This window comes from Ruegeria sp. YTSA064 (assembly GCF_059610325.1).
This window is the reverse complement of record NZ_JBXWNK010000005.1, coordinates 303,240-323,427: the sequence shown is the minus strand read 5'-3', so window position 1 is coordinate 323,427 and position 20,188 is coordinate 303,240. Positions and strand designations below refer to the sequence as shown.

Genomic DNA, 20,188 nt, shown 5'->3' with positions numbered 1-20,188 from the left:
TTACGTCGTGATCACGCGTGGGTCTTTGTCCGAAATCAAGTGCGGCATGGGGCGGTTGCCCGCCCCTGCGCTGTTTTAGAGGCCCAGCGCCTTGCGGCGTTCCTCGGCAAAGCCCTGCACCATGCGATCGGCGATCAGGGCCAGAATGGCCATGGCCGCCCCAGCCGAGATGCCAAGCCCCACATCAGCCTGGCCCAGCGCCAGATAGATTGACTGGCCCAAACCGGTCGTGCCGATCAGCGCTGCAATCACCAGCATGGCAAAGGCATAAAGGATGGTCTGGTTCAAACCCAGCAGGATGGTCGGTGCAGCATAAGGCGCGCGTACGTCGCGCATGATCTGCCACTCGGTCGCGCCGCTGGAGATCGCGGCCTCCATCATCTCTTCTGGCGTGTTGACCAAACCGTGCCGCGTGTAGCGGATCATCGGGACAATCGCGTAGGCACAGATCGCAAGGAAAGCCGAGAACTCTCCTATCTGGAACACCATCAGGACCGGGATCAGGAACACGAAAAGCGGGATCGTCTGCAGCATATCGCAGATCGGGCGCACAACGGTCCAGACCGGAGACCAGACCGCACTGGCCAGCCCGATCAGACCGCCAAGCACGGCGCAGAAGAACACTGCAGCGCCGCTGAGATAGAGCGACAACAGTGCGCGTTCCCACAGGCCTGAGACAAGGATGGTGCAGAGCAGACCCACCGACAACGCCGCCAGACGCCAGCCCCCTGCGACCCAGCCCAGTGCGGCAGCCCCGGTCAGTACAAAGGGCCATGGCAGGTTGCCGATGCCGGTTTCCAGCATGCCGATCAGGATCAAAACTACCAGCCCTCCGGTCAGGTGACCGCGCCAAGCCATCAGTAGCGCGATTGCGGCCCCAACGGCGAAGAGACCCCAGCTCATGCTCGGGGTCCACTGGAATCCCCATGTGAAAGGCAGCACCGCCTGATCCAGCCCGATCCGCAGCGGCAGCAGCACATAGAACAATGAGTTGTTCTTGAGCGCATCCAGCCACGGCCCGTTGGCCTGCGTGAACGCGGTCAGGCCACTGTCAATGGCCCCGGCCATCGGGTCCAGCACGGTCAGCTCGGACGGATTGGGAAGCCACGCCCAGAAGGCGGCTGTGAACAGAACGGCAAAGCCCAGCATCGCCCAGACAACACGACTGTCATAGCGTTTGCGTTCGGTCGCCAACGTGCCGCTCATCCGGTCGATGACGACTGCAAAAACGACGATGACCAGACCGGCCATCAAGGATTCGCCGAACTGTGCTTTGCGCATGGTCAGCAGAACCTCCCAACCGATGTCGTTGAAGCCTCCGATGACGGCGGCGATGATCACCATCGACAGGGCCGCCATCAGGCACTGGTTAACACCGACCATGATCTGCGTGGTGGCCGCCGGAATCTCGACCTGAAATAGTTGCTGCAGGCGGGTGCCGCCGGACATGATGGCGGCCTCTTTGATCTCGGACTCTACCCGTTCCAGACCCAGCATCACGTTGCGCGCCATGGGTGGGGCTGCGTAGATTGCCGATGCAATCAGACCGACCACCGGGCCAAAGCCAAAGAGCAGCAAAAGCGGCGTCAGATAAGCAAAAGTCGGTACCGTTTGCATGATGTCGAGCACCGCCTGCACGAATGACTTCACCCGCGGCACCTCATTGGCGAGGATGCCGATCGCGCCGCCCATGATCAGCGCCACGGGCACCGACACGGCGACGAGGGCGAGCGTGTTCATGCTCTCGGCCCAATAGCCCGAGGCCAGAACGAAGCTGAGGCCGATAAAGCCCAGCGCCGCCATGGGCAAACCACCCAGATACCAGCCCAGAGCGGTGACGATACTGATGAGGATCGGCCACGGGGTGTTCCCCAGCACATAGTTGGCAGCATTCATCGGATAGGTCATCAGGTCCGAAAACAGCCGCATGGCCGGTTTAATGCCGTTCAGAAACCAATCCAGAAATGCCCCAACCCATTGAGTTGCGGGCAATTCCCACGCGGCAGGCCATTTGACCAGCCACGGGGCGACGCCTTCCAGCGCAAGGCAGACCGCGCCGACGATCACTGTAATCAGCGCAGCTTGCGCCCCGGCTGTCAGGCGAACCTGTTGCGCGGGAGTGTCCGTCACCGCGGTCATGTCTCATCCACCTGCAAGGCTGCAGCCAAATCAGACGGATGCACGGTGCCGACAATATTGCCGTCTGCATCGCGCACGGGCACGGGTTCATAAAGCTCCATGCAATGCGCAAGTGCTGCATCCAATGTCATTGATGTGGTCAGGCCCGGATCATCTGGCCCACGTTCCCCATCATCGCGCATGACCGAGGCGACCTTGGCGTGTTGGCCTTTGGCAACATCCTTTGAGAACTCGCGCACATAGTCGTCCACCGGGCGCAGCACGATATCCGTAGGTGTGCCGATCTGCACGATCTTGCCATCGCGCATGATGGCGATGCGGTCGGCCAGTTTCAGAGCCTCTTGGATATCATGAGTGATAAAGACGATCGACTTTTTCAACGTCGCCTGAATACGCAGGAACTCATCCTGCAGCTGGCGGCGGATCAATGGGTCGAGGGCCGAGAACGGCTCGTCCAGAAACCAGATGTCCGGATTTACGGCAAGACTGCGCGCGATCCCCACACGCTGGCGTTGGCCGCCTGAAAGCTGCCGGGGGAAACTGTCTTCGCGCCCCTCCAGACCGACCAGAGAGATCACTTCCTGCGCGCGGGCCAAACGTTCTTTTTTGCTCACGCCCTGAACACGCAGCGGGTATGCTACGTTTTCAGCCACAGTCATATGTGGAAACAGGCCGAAATGCTGAAACACCATGCCTAGCTTTTTGCGCCGAAGATCGGTCAGCACCTTTTTGGATGCACCGATAACGTTCTCGCCATCCACGCGGATTTCCCCGCCCGTACCAGGCAACAGTTGCGATATACAGCGGATCAGCGTCGATTTGCCCGAACCCGAAAGCCCCATGATGACGAATAGCTCACCTTCGCGAACTTCGAAATTGGCGTCTTGAACAGCGGGAATAAACCCGTGTTCCCTAAGATCAGTTGCGGCTTTGTCGGCGTCATTCCCTGACCGAGACAGCGCGTCGGTCAGAGCTTTCTCAGCGCCGGGGCCAAACACCTGCCAGAGATTCTGGCAGGCGATGGCTGGCGTATTGGCGTCAGTCACTAAAGCGGGCTCACTTGGTTGCCGCGTCAACCACAGGACGCCACTTGCCTTCGTTCTCGGCCATCCATGCAGCGACCACCTCTTCGACTGCACCGCCATCTACGTCGATCGCACCCATCATTGGCTGCTGGTCTTCGACCGCCAGTTGATAGTTAGTCAGGATTTCATAGGCTGCAGGCCACTTCTCTTCCATGCCGCTCCAACCGGCCTTGAAGATACGGGACGGTGAGAAGTCGCAATCGTTCACCGCATTTGGGTTCGGGCCCCAGGACGGATCGTTAAAGCACGCCTCTTCGCCCGCAGGCAGTTCAACAAACTGCACATCATAGGCCGACATCGCCCAGTGCGGCTGCCAGAAAGTGATCAGCAGCGGCGACTTGCGCTCGGTCGAGGCGCGCAATTCCGCGATCAGAGCACCTTCGGAACCAGCAGGAACCGCTTTGAACGGCAGTTCAAGACCGGTCATGCGGTCCGCGCCAGGTGTGCCCCAATCCGCAGGATAGTCGACAAGGCGACCACCAGGCAGTGTTTCGGCAGTGGCGAAGACCTGCGCGCAGTCTTTCAACGCCTCCCACGCAGGCAGGCCCGGGCAAAGCTCGGCAACGTGCGCGGGATAGGCAATACCTTCTTTCGCATCGAGGCCCAGATCTCCGATTTCGACCACCGTGCCTTCATCGATCTTCTTGGCATACTCGTCTGACACGTTAGAGGACCAGATTTCCAGCGTCGCATCGATGTCGCCATCAGCCAGTGCCTGGAACTGGTTCATCATACCGGCGGTCACATATTCCACGTTATAACCTGCAGCCTTCAGCATCTCGCCTGCAACATGGGTGGTAACGTGCTGACCAGTCCATTCATTGATTGCCAGCTTGATCGGTTCGTCCACGGCGCCCATGTCTGCCGCATGGGCTGAACTGGCGACCAAGATAGCTAACACGCTTACGCTAAGCTTTTTCATTGTTTTGACTCCCTGTCTTTTTCATTTGCCGTTTTTGAGCTTTTAACAGCCCATCCAGTATTTCCTCGTTCACGGTGCGATCGAAACATGCACAATTCTGGTCGAAATTGAACAGGCAGTTGTTGTTTTTAACCAGATCATCCGCCCCCGCCAATTCTAACTATCGCTCCGGCCCCCTTCCGACCGGTGTTCCCCATACGCAGCACCCTTCATACCACAAAGTGAAAGAACTTGATTGACTAGTCAATAAAAACATCCCGGTTTTTCGGATTGCGTACTGGTTTTTACTTGCCAAACGAACAGGATGTATCAGCATTTGCGCAACGGAGGGCCTAAGATGCGTCACTTTGATGAAATCTATGAGCTGGCAGCAGACCGCCATAGTGGACCCGAAGCGCTGGAAAACAAGCTAACCAAACCAACCCCCCTAAATGAACTGGCGGAGATGGCTGATGACCGTTGGTTATCGATAATCACGAAAACGATTTTTAAGGCCGGGTTTAACTGGAAAGTGATCGAGGCAAAGTGGGACGGGTTTGAAACAGCCTTTGACGGCTTCGACCTCGGTCGTTGTGCATTCATGGATGATGAAAAGTTCGACGCCCTGCTCCAAGATACTCGCATCGTACGAAACGGCGCTAAAATCGCTGCCGTTCGGGACAATGCGGCCTTTCTTCTGGAACTCCGCTCCGAGGGTGGCGTTGGTCAAACTTTGGGCGGTTGGCCGTCACAGGAATACGTCGGATTGCTGCAAATGCTGGCCAATCGCGGATCGCGACTCGGCGGTGCATCAGCCCAATACGCCATGCGATTTGCTGGCCGGGATAGTTTTATTCTGTCACGCGACGTGACGGCTCGTTTGGTTGCCGAGGGCATCATCGACAAACCCGCGACTTCCCAAAAAGCCATGGCTGCGGTGCAAACCGCTTTCAACACTTGGATGGAACAATCCGGGCGTTCGCTTACAGAAATAAGCCGGGTTTTGGCGATGAGCCTTTGAAAACGGCTTGCAGAGCCAAGCTTCCACATTAGGCTTGTTGATATGCTCCGCACCCTGATGATTTCAGCTCTGTTTCTGTTTGCTTCCTGTGGCCGCCCCCTGACCGATCAGGAGCGCTCCTTCGCTGGCAAAATTCATGGCGAAACGCTGAACCTTGACCGCGTGCGCTTGGTCGAGGGCGCACCGGTTGCCGCAGTAACTTTTACCCGGAAAGCCCGCCCTCGGGTCGCTTGTCGAGAGCGTATATTACCACCCATCAAAGAGGAAACCGTGACAGGAAAACCGGCGGGTGTCGCCCTGTTTAATCACGTGTACTTTACGAAAGACTGGTATCTGGACGACTACATGAGCCAATACCCTGAACAGATGAACCTGATCGCGGCTATGCTGCTGGCGCATGAACTGACCCATGTCTGGCAATGGCAGAATCGCAAGACGACTGGCTATCACCCGCTGCGCGCAGCGGCTGAGCACGGGCGCCAGAATGATCCGTATCTGTTCGATCTGGATACCTCGCCTGATTTTCTTGCCTATGGGTTTGAACAACAAGGCGCGATTGTCGAAGAATATGTCTGCTGCCGCGCACTCGACCCCGAAGCACCCCGAACCAAACGCCTGCACGATATGTTAAGCGTAAATTTCGATGTCTCAAAACTCCCCGGAAATAAGCGCGAAAGCGCTGTGTTGCTGCCTTGGTCGGGCGTGAAAGTGCAAGGTATCTGCCGTTGAGCCTTCTAGCCCTCCTGTAGAGTTTTCAGGAATGCCACCAGATCCACAATCGGCTTGCTGGTCAGAATCGGCTGCCCCTCGGGCGTCTTGATTGCGGTGTCATTCCCTTCGAAATAAGGCCCATATACCGGCATCGGGCTTCCATGGCTGACCAACGGATCGCGTCCATCAATCCGGGCGACCACGCGCGCGGTCGGAAATTCTCCATCAACATCCAGCAGCGCTTTCAGGTTCGTTGGTTGGATCACCAGCACCCCAGCCATCGGGCCATGCCCGGTTGCGTCCAACCCATGACAGGTCGCGCAGTAATGCTGATACAGCTCGGCCCCAGCCTCGGCATCCTGTGCGAAAACGGGCGACGAAATCGCAGTGAGTACCGACAGCGAGACTAAGCCAAGTATTGATCGGACCATCGCTTTTCTCCCTTCTGCCTGACAATTCCAGACTTGCCCGACGGCCACACTGGCGCAATGATCCAGATCAACGAAACGAGCGCAGGGATACAGGGTCATGACACAATACGCAGCAATAATGCTGGCCGCCGGGATCGGCGTTCCCATCCTTGCCGCCCTAAATGCAGCCTTGGGCCGACTGATCGGATCGCCGACCGCTGCGGCCGTGATTCTGTTCGCGATTGCCTTTGTGTCCTCGGCTCTGGCGCTTTTGATCCTCGGAGGAAGTGAGGCTTTTGCCAAAATTGCACAAGCCCCGCGTCACTTACTGTTGGGCGGCGTGCTGATCGCGTTTTACGTGCTATCAATTACCCACGTGGCCCCACATTTCGGAGTGGGGAATGCCGTGTTTTTCGTACTTCTGGGCCAGTTGATCAGCACAGCTGCGATTGACCATTTTGGCCTGTTCGGTGCTCAGGTCACACCGCTGACATTGATGCGGGCGGGAGGTATTGCGGTAATGGCGATCGGTGTCGCAATCACTCAGCTGGCCTGAGCACACCGCCTTCCAGCCGCAACATCCGGTCCATCCGCGCCGCCAGATCGAGGTTGTGCGTGGCGATCAGCGCCGATAGCCCTTCGTCCCGCACCAGCGCCATAAGGGCTGCAAAGACCTGATCCGAGGTTTCGGGGTCCAGATTGCCGGTCGGCTCATCCGCTAGCAGAACACGGGGCTTGTTGGCCAATGCCCTGCAAAAAGCCACGCGCTGTTGTTCTCCGCCCGACAATGCGGCTGGCCGGTGTTCCGCGCGGGCCGAAACGCCAACACGATCGAGCAACTGCATCGCTCGTACCTGCGCCGCTTTTTCGGATGTGCCATTCGCAAGTTGCGGCAGAATGATATTTTCCAGTGCCGTGAATTCGGGAAGCAGGTGGTGAAACTGATAGACGAATCCCACATCACGCCGCCGGATCGCTGTGCGTGTGCGATCCCCTTTGCCCATTGCCCCCTGACCAGCGATTTCAACCTCGCCGGTATCGGGCGTATCCAGAAGACCTGCGATGTGCAGCAAAGTCGACTTCCCTGCGCCTGATGGCGCCACCAGCGCGACCGCCTCCCCGGCACGCAACTCCAGATCGGCACCTCGCAACACCTGAATCTCACCTGGCGTGCCTGGAAGATATGTCTTGCTCAGACCGCTGAGCCTTAACGTCACATCATTCATAGCGCAGCGCCTCAACCGGGTTCAGCCGCGCCGCGCGGCGGGCCGGGAAATAGGTAACAAGGAAGGACAGGCCTAGCGAAAGACCGATGGCTTTCAAGACATCCGACAAGTGCAATTCGGCAGGCAAGGCATAGATACCTCGAATGGAAGGATCCCAGACGCCGCCACCCATGACGTAGTTCACGAACGAGAATATCGGGTCGATATAGATGGCGAAGAGGCAGCCCAGAATGACGCCCATTGCGGTCCCGATGATGCCCGTGAACGCTCCGCAGATGAAGAACACCCTAAGCACTGACCCTTCGCTAAGGCCAATGGTGCGCAAGATACCGATGTCGCGACCCTTGTTCTTCACCAGCATGATCAAACCCGAAACGATATTCATCGCCGCGATCAACACGAGGATCGAAAGGATGATGAACATAACGTTGTCTTCGACTTCCAATGCCCGCAAAAAACCGCCTGAAGCATCCTGCCAAGTCCATATCTGACTACGCTCTCCAGCTGCCTCGATAATCGGGACCAGGATCGGGGTCAGCTCTTCGGGGCGATCGACCATCACCTCGATCTCATCCGCCACTCCTTCACGGTTGAAGAAGCTCTGCGCCTCGGTGAAGGGCATGTAGACTCGGGTACGATCGATGTCAAAACGCCCGGCCGAAAAGACATAGACCACTTCATAAGCATTCACGCGCGGCGACGTACCAAAGGCGGTTTTCACACCATTGGGCGAAGTCAGCTTCACCCGATCTCCAACAGTCGCCCCGATCGCACGCGCCACGCCAGAGCCGATGGCGATGCCATCCGGGAACCTGGACAGATCGCCGTAGGCTTCTTCGCTCTCTGCAATACCCGACAGATCAGCAAGATCGTCAGGACGCATGCCAAAGACCTGCACACCAGAGCTGCGGTCGGCATTGGTGATCAACACCTGCCCTTTAACCAGCGGGGCGGCGCGCTCAACCCCGGGCACCTGCGCGATCCGCTCGGCCATACCATCGAAATCGCTGATGGTGCGATCCAGCCGCCCCTGTGCATCAATCTCTCCGGCGGAATAAACGGTGACATGGGCGTTGGCCCCCAGAATGGTGCCCACGAATTCGGAGCGAAAACCAGACCTGACCGCCAACGTGGCGATCAATGCGAACACGGCTAGCGTGATCCCGATCAGCGAGATCCAAGTCATCACACTGACGCCGCCATCCGCACGGCGGGCACGCAGATAACGCCAGGCAATCTTCCATTCAAAAAGAGCGAAGGGCGGTGGTGTTTTGGCCATTCCTGCCTCGGGTTCAGATTTTTCGCGACCCTCTCGACATTTGGTCAGATGGTCAAGCCGGTTATCGCGCGGATGTCCAATTGGCGCTTCTGCAGCCGACGCGGGCATGAAAAGAACAGTCTGAAACGAATCATTTCACCCTTAGGGCAGTGCTTCACCGTTAAAGCGAGAATCACCTCCCATTTCAATACACCAAAGGTTGTGAACCTCTTCACAGACAAAGGCTTATTGTTTCAGGTATGAAGTCAATGTGAGATATCCGCACCTGACTGAGTCACAATCGCAACATTTGGGCGCGAAATATTGTTTCACAAATTGATAAGTGTAGGAAATTTTGTCACCCTTTTTGTGCGGGGGACACATTTTAAGAGTTTAGGGGCGGAGGTACGCTCATGGGTATTCAAGAACATATGGAAGGCACGGGCCCAATATTAGCCCGTTCGGCAGCAACAGAAATGGATTGTGAAAGCGCCGCATTGTTGCGCGCAGCAATCAGGCCAATTTTTATAAGTGCCGCTAGCTGGGCCGGTTTGACTGACATTTTACGAGATAAAGGCTATCGCCTTGCTTTCCGGCAGGGGCGGCTGTGCATCTCAGATCGCGCCACAGACGAACGTATCTGCGGATTGCGGTTTCTTGGCTTTGAACTCGCCGAGCTCGTGCGCCGCTTTGGTCGCCCAATCGTGGTCGCTCGAGGCAGTGAAGCGGACGGCGATATCCTGACCGCCCGCCCGACATCAGCAAACTGAGCTAAATCTCAGAAAGTACATCGCCTTGTTCAGGCGATACCCTCGTAGATTTCTGCGATTTTGGTGACAGCGGCCTCGGGGCTCAACTCTTCACTTTCACCAGTTCGGCGACAAGTCAGTTCGACAACACCGTTTTTCAGACCGCGCGGACCGACAGTGATGCGCCAAGGCAGACCAATCAGGTCCATGGTGGCAAATTTGCCCCCTGCCCGTTCTTTCCGATCATCATACAGCGGCTCAAGCCCCAGCGCGGTCAACGCGCTGTAGAGTTTATCGCACGCCGCGTCCGCCTCTTCATCGCCTTGCTTCAGATTCACGATACCGCAATGGAACGGAGTTACGCCTTCGGGCCAGATGATGCCCTTGTCGTCATGGCTGGCTTCGATGATCGCACCGATCAGTCGGCTGACGCCGATGCCGTGGCTGCCCATGTGAACCGGAACCGGCTTGCCATCGGGGCCTTGAACGGTTGCGCCCATCGCCTCGGAATATTTGGTGCCGAAGTAGAAGATCTGGCCAACCTCGATCCCGCGCGCCACGCGGCGACGCTCTTCGGGCACTTGAGACTCAAATATCTTGGGGTCATGGGTCTCGTCAGTGCGAGCATATGTAGAAGTGAAGAAATTGGCGATTGCCTGCATATCTTCGTGGCTGTCATAATTAAGACTGTCGAGCCCATTTCCCACATTTGCAAGAGACAGGTTGACCACATCGCTGTCATAGAACACTTCAGACTCACCGGTATCAGCCAGCACGAGGAATTCGTGTGTATTGTCGCCGCCAATGGGACCAGAATCAGCGCGCATCGGTATGGCTTGCAGGCCCATGCGTTCATAGGTGCGCAGATAGCTGACCAGATGGCGGTTGTAGGCATGCAACGCGTCTTCTTTGGTCAGATCGAAGTTATAGCCGTCCTTCATATAGAACTCGCGCCCCCGCATCACGCCAAATCGCGGGCGGATTTCGTCGCGGAACTTCCACTGGATCTGATAGAGCGTCAGCGGCAGGTCCTTGTAGCTGCTGACGTGGCCGCGGAAGATATCAGTTACCAATTCCTCGGCGGTCGGCGTGTACAGCATATCGCGACCGTGGCGGTCCTGCATGCGCAGCATCTCTTGACCGTAGTCATCATAACGTCCGGATTCGCGCCACAGGTCAGCTGATTGCAGAATCGGCATCTGGATCGCGATATGTCCTGCCCGCGCCTGCTCTTCGTGCACGATGTTTTCCAGCTTGCGCAGAACTTTAAAGCCCAACGGCAACCAGGAATAAATCCCGGCAGCAGCCTGTTTGATCATCCCGGCCCGCAACATCAGCCGGTGGCTGACGATCTGAGCCTCCGAGGGGGTTTCCTTGAGAACGGGCAGAAAGTAACGGCTGAGGCGCATAACGTAACCTTACGGGTGAGAATTTCGCTGCAAGGTGATTATGCCAAAGCCCCGCCGGGGGCAATCACGCAATGGCGTTTTTACGACCCCGCCGCTGTCGGTTTTTCGATTGACCGCAACGCCGGGTTTTTCAATGTTGGCGCAAACGTTCAATCGCGAGGCAACAATGCGAACAATCACCGAACCCGCTCGCCAGATCCCTGTTGTTCACCAGACAGATGTTTTGGTTGTGGGCTCTGGCCCTGCGGGATTGTCGGCGGCACTGGCCGCAGCGCGCGCCGGTGCCGAAGTTTCGCTGATGGACAGGTTCGGTTGCATGGGCGGCAATATCACCGCCGTCGGCGTCGAAGGCTTTGCCTGGTATCGCCACGAACAAACCGTCGAGGCCGGAGGCATCGGCCTGGAATTCGAGACCCGCGCCAAGGAAATGGGCGCAGCCGTGCCTGAAAGCCAATCGCTCAGCTATGAACTGGACAGCGAGGGCTTCAAGCTGGTGGCCGACAAGCTGGTCGAAGAGGCTGGCGTTCTTCCGATGCTGCATCGACAATTCGTCGCCCCGATCATGGATGGGGATCGCATCACCGGCGTGATCACCGAATCCAAAGCGGGGCGTGAGGCGATCTTGGCCAAGGTTGTCATCGACGCAACGGGGGATGCAGACGTCGCACATCGTGCGGGCGCCCCGACCCACAAGACACCGCGCGAGGACATGATGGCAGCCTCGGTCATGTTTCATCTGGCAGGCGTTGACAAACGGGCCTTTATGGAAGGTATCAAAGCCGATCCGCAGACCTACAAGGACTGGGGCGGCGGTGGCGAATGGAATATCGAGACCTCTGGCAAAGAGGATGACATGTTCTCGCCCTTCGTCAAGAAACCCTTCCAGCAGGCGATTGATGAAGGCCTGATACCAGCTCACCTGAACACGATTGCAGGCACCTGGGGTGCCATGCACGATACCGGAGAGCTGACCTATATGAACCTGATCCATTTGGATCAGATCGACGGGACCGACCCCGACAGCCTGACATTTGGTGAGATCGAAGGCCGCCGTCAGGCGATGCTCGCCATTGATGCCCTCCGCCGATTCATGCCGGGCTGCGAAAACGCACGTTTGCGCAATTTCGGCATGACCATCGGTATTCGGGATACGCGCAAGATCGATGCAGTCTACAACATGACCGAAACAGATGCCCGCCATCAGGGCCGGTTCGAGGATTCCATCGGTATTTACCCTGAATTCATTGATGGTTACGGCATACTGATCTTGCCGACCACCGGACGGTATATGCAGATCCCGTATCGCTCAATGCTGCCCAAAGGGATCAAGGGTTTGTTGGTTGCGGGTCGATCTCATGGTGCGGATCGGGTCGCACACGCCGCGACGCGCAACATGTCCTGCTGCGCGGTGATGGGTCAGGGCGCAGGGATCGCGGCGGCCTTATCGCTGAAAAGCAATCAGGAACTCGACAGCATGAACCTTGCGCCTGTGCATCAGGAATTGGAACGGCAAGGCGTGAGAATTACCTAATGGAGCGTATTCCAACTATTGATATCAGCCCGCTGACCAATCCCGCCGGACCACAGTATCGGTCAACGGTCGAGCAGATCATGGATGCCTGCACCAGTATCGGGTTTCTGTCGATCACCGGGACAGGCATTGCGCCTGAGAACATCGATCAGGTGCGCGACACTGTAAAAGCGATCTTTGATATCGACGAGGCCCGAAAATGGGATCAGGCCATCACCCGCGAAAACTATCGCGGGTACATACCGATGGGGTTCTTCACGCCCAATGACGGCTCGGGCGCGGCGGATAAGTACGAAGGGTACAAGCTACATTTCGAAGCAGCCGAAGATGCCCCGATCCGGGCTGAATGCGCACTTTACGGCCCGAATATCTGGCCCCGAGAGGTGCCGCAGGCGCGTACGGTCATACTGGATTATTGGCAACAGCTTGATGGCGTAGCCGATCTTCTGCTGGGCGCCCTAGAGGTTGGCTTAGAGATCCCACCCAACACTCTGCGCGACGCCTTCCGCGACCCGATGACCAACATGACCCTGCTGCACTACCCGCCTCAGGCCCCGGAAGAGCGTGGCTATGGAATTCATCCACATAAAGACACCGACGCGCTGACAATAATTGCACCCGATCCGGTCGGCGGGCTTGAGGTACAGACCCGCACCGGAGGCTGGATCACACCGGACTGCCCTCCAGGCGGCTTCGTGGTCAATATCGGCGACATGCTGGAACTATGGTCAGGCGGGCGATTGAAATCGACCCCGCATCGCGTAGTCAATCGATCCGGGCATGAACGCTATTCCTTTCCGTATTTCGCCGTTCCGCGCCACGATGTGGTGGTCGCGCCGCTGCTGCCTGTCCTGACTGGCTTTGATCGCCCCGAGGTGCATTGCGGCCACTGGTCAGCAGAAATTTGGCGCACCAATTGGCCTGATGAAATGGCTACAGGAGATACTCCGGAACTGGGTACACTGACAGATTGAGGTGCAAAAATCGCGCTCCATGAACCGCTTGCATCGCGGGGCGTCATAGGCCAAGAACACGGCAATGCTGTGCAAACGAGGAATTGCGCCATGGCCTTGCCAGTGAAGGATCAGCTTAGATACTGGGGCATTGCCACTGTTGTTTTCGTGCTGCTTTTGTACCTGTTGGGTGATGTCTTGCTACCCTTCGTGATCGGTGGTGCGATTGCCTATTTCCTTGATCCTGTTGCGGACCGCCTGGAAAAACTGGGTCTATCGCGAATGGCGGCGACCGCGATCATAACCGTGGTTGGAGTGCTGGGCTTTGTATTGATGATCTTGATGGTCGTTCCGGCCCTGATCACTCAGCTACTGGATCTGATCGACACTTTACCTAGCCTTTTCAAGCAATTACGCGCATTTATTGAACAACAATTCCCCGCTCTTCTGGACCGGGAATCGAACACGCACCAGATGTTGGTGTCTTTTGGTGATACGCTGAAGTCCAAAACCGGAGATGTTTTGCAGACGGTTCTGGCCTCGCTGGGATCGGCCATAAACGTTGTCGTTTTACTGGTCATCGTACCGGTTGTTGCAGTCTATCTGCTGATGGACTGGGACCGTATGATTGCCCGGATCGGAGAGCTGCTACCCCGCGATCACGCCCCTACGATCAAGCGGCTGGCTGGCGAGATTGATGCTGTTCTGGCCTCATTCGTGCGCGGAATGGGCACAGTCTGTCTGATCCTTGGTACATATTATGCAGTTGCGCTGATGCTGGTTGGTTTGCAATTCGGCCTGATCGTTGGCTTCATCGCCGGGCTGGTCACATTCATTCCTTATCTCGGTGCCTTGATCGGAGGCTCTCTGGCCATTGGTCTCGCTCTGTTTCAGTTTTGGGGGGACTGGGCGCATATCGGTCTGGTCGCGGGCATATTTGCCATCGGACAGGTGACCGAGGGCAACTTCCTGACCCCTAAGTTGGTAGGCAGCTCAGTCGGTTTGCACCCCGTCTGGCTGCTACTGGCCTTGTCAGTGTTCGGCGCACTATTTGGCTTTGTCGGAATGCTGGTCGCAGTTCCGGTCGCTGCAGCCTTGGGTGTTTTGGCCCGGTTCGCGACCGAGCAATATCTGAACAGCCGTCTTTATACCGGGCTTGAAGGGCTCGAACAGGACGACGAGTAAATGGCCACACAACTCAGCTTTGATCTGCCGTCCAAGACCGCCTTGGGCCGCGAAGACTTCTTTGTCTCGCCCGCCAATGCGTTGGCCGTAGCGATGATCTCTGCGACCTCATGGCCAGGAAACAAGCTGGTGCTAAGCGGCCCGGCAGGATCAGGGAAAACCCACTTGGCCCATGTTTGGGCGGCGGAAACAGGCGGCCGCATCGTGCAGGCCACTGATTTGCGCTACGAAGAGGTTCCCAACCTCGCGCGTACCTCGGTCGCAATCGAGGATGTTCCCCTAATAGCAGGTGATCCTGAACAGCAAAAAACGCTATTTCACCTGCATAATCTGGTGCTGGCCGAGGGGAACGCCTTACTTATGACCGGACGCGCCGCGCCAATGCTATGGCGCCTGCCTTTGGCCGATCTGCAAAGTCGCGTGGAAGGAGCGCACCATGTGGCCTTGGAAGCGCCGGATGACGCTCTGTTAGGTGCAGTGCTCGCAAAGCTCTTCACTGACCGTCAGCTAAGCCCCGGCCCGGATGTCATCGCGTATCTGGTCAAACACATGGATCGCAGCTTTGAAGCTGCAGCGAATGTGGTTGACGAATTGGATCGCATTGCACTCGATGAAAAGCGCGATATCACCCGTGCGCTGGCGGTGCGTCTATTGAACACAGAACTCGAACAATCTGATGCCCACGATTGACCCAACACAGGTGATCCCGCATCCTGCGCCCAAAACATCTGGGGACACAATGACACAGACTGCCGAGACCGATTTCCCCGATCACGGGCTGTTTGGAAAGCCCATTTTCGAAGATCCGGGGGCTCGGGCGCTGTCTCGGGTTGGCGTTGTCGATATCGGATCCAACTCGGTCCGCATGGTGATCTTCGATGGTGCAGCGCGCTCTCCGGCTTATTTCTACAACGAAAAGGTCATGTGCGAATTGGGGGCAGGCCTATCCGAAACCGGGCGCCTTAACCCGTTGGGACGTGTACGCGCGCTGGCTGCATTGCATAGGTTCAAATATCTGGCCAACAACCTCGGGCTACCTACCCTGCACGCCGTCGCCACTGCCGCAGTGCGTGAAGCAAGAGATGGTCGCGATTTCTGTGAGCAGGTAAAAGCGGAAACAGGATTGATCATCAATGTGGTCAATGGCGAAGAAGAAGCCCGCCTGTCAGCGCAGGGCGTATTGTTGGGATGGCCCGGCGCGTATGGTTTGATCTGTGACATCGGAGGTTCGTCAGTCGAACTGGCAGAAATCGGAGGCGGCAAGGTCGGGCGTCGCATGACCTCGCCTTTGGGTCCGCTCAAACTGCGCGATATCAAAGGCGGTCGTCGGGCGCGTAAGACACATATCAAGAAGACTATGGAAGAGATGCGCGATAAGATGGGCCCCCAGCGGGATCGCCTGTTTCTTGTTGGCGGCAGTTGGCGCGCCTTCGCACGCCTTGACATGCTGCGCCGAGGCTACCCGCTAAACGTGCTGCACGAATACCGTATGACTCAGAGTCAAGTTCGCGAGACCATCAAATTCATCGAACAGAATAACGCGGATGAATTGCGCAGTAAGGCTGGTGTATCTGGTTCGCGTATGGCGCTGATCCCTTATGCAATGGATGTGCTTTCCCGCTTGATTCGCACCTTCAAGCCCAAGGACATCGCGATATCCAGCTATGGCATCCGCGAAGGATTACTGTATGAGCAGATGCCGCAACGCCTGCGCGATCGCGACCCGTTGATCGAGGTAAGCCGTTTTGCCGAAGCAAAAGATGCACGCCTGCCCGGGTTCGGAAAACACCTGTTCGATTTTGTCATGCCCCTTTTTCGCTCGGCGCCAGAGCAGCGGGTGCGACTGATCAAAACCGCCTGTCTGCTGCACGACGTCAGTTGGCGCGCGCATCCCGATTACCGAGCCGAGGCCTGTTTCGAATATGTGACCCGTGCCAACATGAGCGGGATCAAACACTCTGAGAGAGTATTTATCGGCCTCGCTTTGCAGCACCGATATAGGAACAAGCGTGAGGGAAGCCGATTTAACAAGCTCTATGAACTGCTGGATGAACGCGGCCAAGAACAGGCCGAAATCCTGGGCAAAGCGCTTCGCTTTGGAGCAATGCTTTGGATGCAGCATGACGCGGCTATGGGTAAGTTGCGCTACTATCCGAAGAAGCAAAAGCTTGAACTGCGCTTGCCCAAATCAGCAGGTCCATTGTTCAACGAAGTTGCCGAAGCGCGGTTCAACTCATTGGCTAATGCGCTGAATTCTGAACCCAAGGTTATCCTGAGGGGCTGATCAAATATCAGTCAAGCCATCGGATGGAATGTCATCTTGCGGAACCGTTTCTTCGGGTCGTTCCTGTGCTGGCTTTTTACGGATGATAATATCGCCGTTGGGCAACATTTCGGGCGTTTCATAGGCCGTCCAATCCTGAACCTGAGTGGCGAGTTCAGCCAGCGCTGGCCCCATCTCCTGCAGGAATGATTGCAATGCCGGGCCGAACTGCTCGGCGAAACCGCGCAAATCCTCGATCGTGGGCTCCATTTCCTGCCGTAGACCTTCCAGAAAAAGCTCGGCACCTCGCTCCATCAAGGACTTGCTGTCCTCTTCAGCATGGGCGGGTATTGCCACCAGTGCGCAGGTTGCGCAGATCTTCAACACATGTCGCATGGTAGAAATATAAGAGGTGGCCGATGCAGTTGAAAGGCTACAGATCTATATCCAGCGTCACAGGAAAGTGGTCGGATGCTGCCAGCAAAGCATCGCGCAATTCGGGGGTGCCCCAGCATGCTGCGTCCCGAAATGGATGCCATATGCGCCAGACCGGGTCATGATCACGCAGATCATTGCTGATCATGATGTAGTCGAGCAGCGCCTCAAGGTATCTTCCCTCCTCCCGACGTTCAAAACGCGCCGTAGCCGGTATTGATCCGGGACGCGGGCGATGCGCTTGCGCGGCATGAGGATCATAAAGCCCTGCCTGCAATAGAATCTCGACCGAAGACCGCCCGAACAGATGCTCAAACTCATCCAGCCCCGGGCCATCGTTCAGATCACCAAGCAAGATAACTGGCTCGTTGGCGTCAATGTGGTGTTCAACGCGTCGCGCCAACCAAACCGCCTGCGCCAGTTGTTTGCGGCGATTGGCAATGGACAGACGGATCATTTCGTCCCGTGACCCGGCACCATGGGGGGCTTTGGATTTTAGATGTGCCCCTATCAGGCGGAGGGTCGATCCATTGGCCATCTCAATGGCCAGTTCCATTGGCGGTTTCGAGAATTCGACCTGATCTTCGGTCGCATCGATGTCCAGATCAATGCGGAACACGCCATCGAACCGAGGAGCGGCTAGATCACTCAGTTGTCCAACTGGCTCGTGGCGTGCTTTCAAGACATCCGGATCGAACAACAGCGCCAGTTCCTGATGCGTATCATTGGCAAACCCCATCACTGCATGGGACGTGCGCAGATTGAATGCTTCGGCAAACCGCTGAAGGGCGCGGACGGTATTTTGCGTTTTGCCTGTATTTGGGGCCTCAACGACCAATACAGCATCGGCATCGACGGCGGTCAGAACCTTGGCCACCGCTTCGATCTGCTGCACTTTGGTTATGTCACGCCGCCCTGACCAACTATCGTCGACGACCAGATTATCGTCGCGATCAAACAGATTGGCGAACCATTCGATATTGTAGGTCGCCAGCCGCACCGATCACACCCGAGCGCCGTTTATTTCATCCCAGGCGCGGTTGATATCGATCATCTTTTTCTCGGCCAGACGCACCGCTTCCTCGGGCACGCCGCGTGCCATCATCGCATCGGGATGAGTCTCTCTCACCAACTGCCGCCAGACTTTGCGTATTTCGGGCAGTGGCGCATTCCTCGCAACGCCCAACACTGTGTACGGATCTTTTGGTGCGTCCGGCACAAATCGCGCACGCAAGGCCATGAATTGAGCGTCAGTCTGACCAAAAATTCGGCTGACCTCTTCAAGAAATTCATTCTCGTTTGGGTGATAGAACCCATCTGCCATAGCGATGTGAAAGAGCCCTTCCATCAAATCGCAAAGCGTGGTGCTGTCGTCCGCAAACATTCCCGCGATCTTGCGGGCGTAGTCTTTGTATCCAGCGACATCGGTTCGGGCCATGTCAAAGACCTTGGCTGCGCCGTCTTCGTCTTCGGGCGCGATCTGGAACACTTCGCGGAAGGCTGTAACCTCATCGCGTGTCACCTGACCATCGGCCTTGGCCATCTTGGCCCCTAGTGCCACAACGGCAATTGCAAACGCGACCGAACGTTCGGGGGGCGTACGTAGCTTTTCAAATACTGCGGTCAGGCTTTCGCCCTTGGCAAGCGCATTAAGCGCATCAGCTATTCTGGTCCAGATCGACATGGCCGCACCCTAGCGCGCCTTTGCGCGACTGTCAGGTGCGACAGATGACTGCGGGGCAAGTATTTTCTGCATCAGAACAAGATCCAAGCGCTGCCCCCATTTAAACCCCACTTCGGGCATATGCCCCACCTGTTTGAAACCGATTGCCGAATGGAAAGCGACGGCTGCAGGGTTGGCCGAGGAAATACCCGCAACCAGAACATGCACATTGTTTGTTTTGGCGATGGCCTCCAAGGCCTGCATTAATGCGCGCCCCGTGCCCTGCCCTCTGGCCTCAGGCGCCAACTGGATCGAATGCTCGCGGCACTGCGCATATCCGGGGCCCGATCGGAATAAGTTATAAGTTGCAAATCCCTCGACCACCCCATCGCGCTCGGCGACCAGAAAAACCGGCCCACGGGTTTCTATCTCTGCCGTCACTTTTTCCACGCTACGTTCATCGGTGGTGAAAGTGACCAGCGTGTCACGAATGATCGCGTTTGCGATCTCGGTAATCGCGGGTGCGTCTTCGACCGTTGCCTGTCGGATGATCATTCCAGCACGCGCAGCCCATGTGGAGTTTCAATTTCTGCGCGCAATGCTGCCGGACCACTATCAAAAACGACATAATCCAACGCCCCCAAGCCTTTGGCCAGATCGAGAGCATCCGGGTGGCACACAATCAAGCGTTGCAGCTGGCAGCCGCTGTCCTGCAACATTTGCGCAGGATGCAGATCGCCCTGCCACTGGATGAGCGCGGGAAAGATATTATCAAACGGTAGACGCCCGTTCGGTGGAACCGCCATGCGCCAACGCAGCGCGCCTCGGTTCAGATCGATGGGCTGACCAACACCGTCAGGAAAGGCGGTCAGCGAAGCCTCGATATCGGGAACCTGGCAAATCCAGTTTGTCAGGCGGGGCGATCCGGAGAACCGATCCAGATCGAACCAGCGCGTCCTTTGCGGGTTGGGCGCATCGGGATCGATCGCAATCGCCTCCAGATACAAGCCATCTCGCAAGCCCAACAGGCGGTTATACGTCCCGAATTTCTCGTGCTTGCCGCCATCCTGCAATCGAACGCCCAACGCCTGTTCGATATGGTCAGAAGCCTCTTCCAGCGTTTCACCTGCAACAGCCAAATGGTCCAATAACATTAAGACGCTCTCCCAAAAAACATGCGACCAGACAAGAAGTGTCTGGCCGCATGTTTTCCTCAAAGGTTCCGGATCACAAGATTTTTCGTACGAAA

General features: G+C 56.9%; 21 protein-coding genes. 9 read left to right on the top strand and 12 right to left on the bottom strand.

Annotated elements, in window-relative coordinates; genetic code table 11:
• Positions 1 to 75: 75 nt before the first annotated feature.
• From AC2FI7_RS10125 to AC2FI7_RS10115, 3 genes are read right to left on the bottom strand one after another with little or no spacing between them, the layout of a single operon-like run.
• Positions 76 to 2,139 (bottom strand): ABC transporter permease, encoded by a 2,064-nt coding sequence (locus AC2FI7_RS10125; protein WP_010441964.1) that lies wholly within the window; start codon positions 2,137 to 2,139, stop codon positions 76 to 78.
• Positions 2,136 to 3,185, bottom strand: a complete 1,050-nt coding sequence (locus AC2FI7_RS10120) for a quaternary amine ABC transporter ATP-binding protein (protein ID WP_010441963.1) — start codon at positions 3,183 to 3,185, stop codon at positions 2,136 to 2,138. The genes AC2FI7_RS10125 and AC2FI7_RS10120 overlap by 4 nt, the downstream gene beginning before the upstream one ends.
• Positions 3,186 to 3,195: 10 nt before the next feature.
• Positions 3,196 to 4,146: an ABC transporter substrate-binding protein gene (locus AC2FI7_RS10115; protein ID WP_010441962.1), complete on the bottom strand. Its 951-nt coding sequence runs from the start codon at positions 4,144 to 4,146 to the stop codon at positions 3,196 to 3,198.
• Between the two features lie 337 nt (positions 4,147 to 4,483).
• Between AC2FI7_RS10115 and AC2FI7_RS10110 the strand changes: the two genes are divergently transcribed.
• Positions 4,484 to 5,146: a DNA-3-methyladenine glycosylase I gene (locus AC2FI7_RS10110; protein WP_010441960.1), complete on the top strand. Its 663-nt coding sequence runs from the start codon at positions 4,484 to 4,486 to the stop codon at positions 5,144 to 5,146.
• A gap of 42 nt (positions 5,147 to 5,188) precedes the next feature.
• On the top strand, positions 5,189 to 5,875 hold the full coding sequence (locus AC2FI7_RS10105) for a hypothetical protein (protein WP_010441959.1): 687 nt from the start codon (positions 5,189 to 5,191) through the stop codon (positions 5,873 to 5,875).
• Between the two features lie 5 nt (positions 5,876 to 5,880).
• On the opposite strand, the gene AC2FI7_RS10100 is transcribed toward AC2FI7_RS10105, so the two are convergent.
• Positions 5,881 to 6,288, bottom strand: a complete 408-nt coding sequence (locus AC2FI7_RS10100; protein ID WP_010441958.1) for a cytochrome c — start codon at positions 6,286 to 6,288, stop codon at positions 5,881 to 5,883.
• Between the two features lie 97 nt (positions 6,289 to 6,385).
• Here AC2FI7_RS10100 and AC2FI7_RS10095 point away from each other — a divergent pair, with 97 nt between their 5' ends.
• The gene (locus AC2FI7_RS10095; protein ID WP_010441957.1) at positions 6,386 to 6,823 is read left to right on the top strand and encodes a DMT family transporter; all 438 of its coding nucleotides are present in this window, start codon (positions 6,386 to 6,388) and stop codon (positions 6,821 to 6,823) included.
• On the opposite strand, the gene AC2FI7_RS10090 is transcribed toward AC2FI7_RS10095, so the two are convergent.
• Both AC2FI7_RS10090 and AC2FI7_RS10085 read right to left on the bottom strand, forming a co-directional pair.
• Positions 6,807 to 7,493: an ABC transporter ATP-binding protein gene (locus AC2FI7_RS10090; RefSeq protein ID WP_010441956.1), complete on the bottom strand. Its 687-nt coding sequence runs from the start codon at positions 7,491 to 7,493 to the stop codon at positions 6,807 to 6,809. The two genes, AC2FI7_RS10095 and AC2FI7_RS10090, sit on opposite strands and share 17 nt — an antisense overlap.
• Positions 7,486 to 8,772, bottom strand: coding sequence for a lipoprotein-releasing ABC transporter permease subunit (locus AC2FI7_RS10085; protein ID WP_010441955.1), 1,287 nt, complete (start codon positions 8,770 to 8,772; stop codon positions 7,486 to 7,488). The genes AC2FI7_RS10090 and AC2FI7_RS10085 overlap by 8 nt, the downstream gene beginning before the upstream one ends.
• Before the next feature lie 392 nt (positions 8,773 to 9,164).
• Here AC2FI7_RS10085 and AC2FI7_RS10080 point away from each other — a divergent pair, with 392 nt between their 5' ends.
• A complete protein-coding gene (locus AC2FI7_RS10080) occupies positions 9,165 to 9,521 on the top strand; it encodes a hypothetical protein (RefSeq protein ID WP_010441954.1) in 357 nt (118 codons plus the stop codon).
• Between the two features lie 29 nt (positions 9,522 to 9,550).
• Here the strand turns inward: AC2FI7_RS10080 and proS are convergent, their stop codons facing one another.
• Positions 9,551 to 10,909, bottom strand: a complete 1,359-nt coding sequence (proS, locus tag AC2FI7_RS10075) for a proline--tRNA ligase (protein ID WP_496815895.1) — start codon at positions 10,907 to 10,909, stop codon at positions 9,551 to 9,553.
• A gap of 133 nt (positions 10,910 to 11,042) precedes the next feature.
• On the opposite strand from proS, the gene AC2FI7_RS10070 reads away from it, so the two are divergent.
• From AC2FI7_RS10070 to AC2FI7_RS10050, 5 genes are all read left to right on the top strand, one after another.
• Positions 11,043 to 12,440: an FAD-dependent oxidoreductase gene (locus tag AC2FI7_RS10070; RefSeq protein ID WP_120981161.1), complete on the top strand. Its 1,398-nt coding sequence runs from the start codon at positions 11,043 to 11,045 to the stop codon at positions 12,438 to 12,440.
• A complete protein-coding gene (locus AC2FI7_RS10065; RefSeq protein ID WP_010441951.1) occupies positions 12,440 to 13,414 on the top strand; it encodes an isopenicillin N synthase family dioxygenase in 975 nt (324 codons plus the stop codon). Before AC2FI7_RS10070 ends, AC2FI7_RS10065 begins: the two co-directional genes overlap by 1 nt.
• A 90-nt stretch (positions 13,415 to 13,504) precedes the next feature.
• Positions 13,505 to 14,578, top strand: a complete 1,074-nt coding sequence (locus AC2FI7_RS10060; protein WP_480606537.1) for an AI-2E family transporter — start codon at positions 13,505 to 13,507, stop codon at positions 14,576 to 14,578.
• On the top strand, positions 14,579 to 15,268 hold the full coding sequence (locus AC2FI7_RS10055; protein ID WP_480606534.1) for a P-loop NTPase family protein: 690 nt from the start codon (positions 14,579 to 14,581) through the stop codon (positions 15,266 to 15,268).
• Positions 15,269 to 15,317: 49 nt separating this feature from the next.
• On the top strand, positions 15,318 to 16,862 hold the full coding sequence (locus tag AC2FI7_RS10050) for a Ppx/GppA family phosphatase (protein WP_496815892.1): 1,545 nt from the start codon (positions 15,318 to 15,320) through the stop codon (positions 16,860 to 16,862).
• On the opposite strand, the gene AC2FI7_RS10045 is transcribed toward AC2FI7_RS10050, so the two are convergent.
• Genes AC2FI7_RS10045 through AC2FI7_RS10025 form a run of 5 tightly spaced genes read right to left on the bottom strand, consistent with a single transcriptional unit; the run spans position 16,863 to position 20,093 of the window.
• Positions 16,863 to 17,237, bottom strand: coding sequence for a hypothetical protein (locus AC2FI7_RS10045; protein ID WP_170779714.1), 375 nt, complete (start codon positions 17,235 to 17,237; stop codon positions 16,863 to 16,865).
• 37 nt (positions 17,238 to 17,274) lie between these two features.
• A complete protein-coding gene (locus AC2FI7_RS10040; RefSeq protein WP_496815890.1) occupies positions 17,275 to 18,276 on the bottom strand; it encodes an endonuclease/exonuclease/phosphatase family protein in 1,002 nt (333 codons plus the stop codon).
• A gap of 3 nt (positions 18,277 to 18,279) precedes the next feature.
• Entirely contained in the window at positions 18,280 to 18,960 is a 681-nt protein-coding gene (locus AC2FI7_RS10035) for a molecular chaperone DjiA (protein WP_010441945.1), read from the bottom strand.
• 9 nt (positions 18,961 to 18,969) lie between these two features.
• Positions 18,970 to 19,494 carry a GNAT family N-acetyltransferase gene (locus AC2FI7_RS10030; protein WP_010441944.1) on the bottom strand — a complete coding sequence of 175 codons (525 nt, stop codon included), beginning with the start codon at positions 19,492 to 19,494 and terminating at the stop codon, positions 18,970 to 18,972.
• Positions 19,491 to 20,093 carry a VOC family protein gene (locus AC2FI7_RS10025; protein ID WP_010441943.1) on the bottom strand — a complete coding sequence of 201 codons (603 nt, stop codon included), beginning with the start codon at positions 20,091 to 20,093 and terminating at the stop codon, positions 19,491 to 19,493. The genes AC2FI7_RS10030 and AC2FI7_RS10025 overlap by 4 nt, the downstream gene beginning before the upstream one ends.
• Between the last annotated feature and the right edge of the window lie 95 nt (positions 20,094 to 20,188).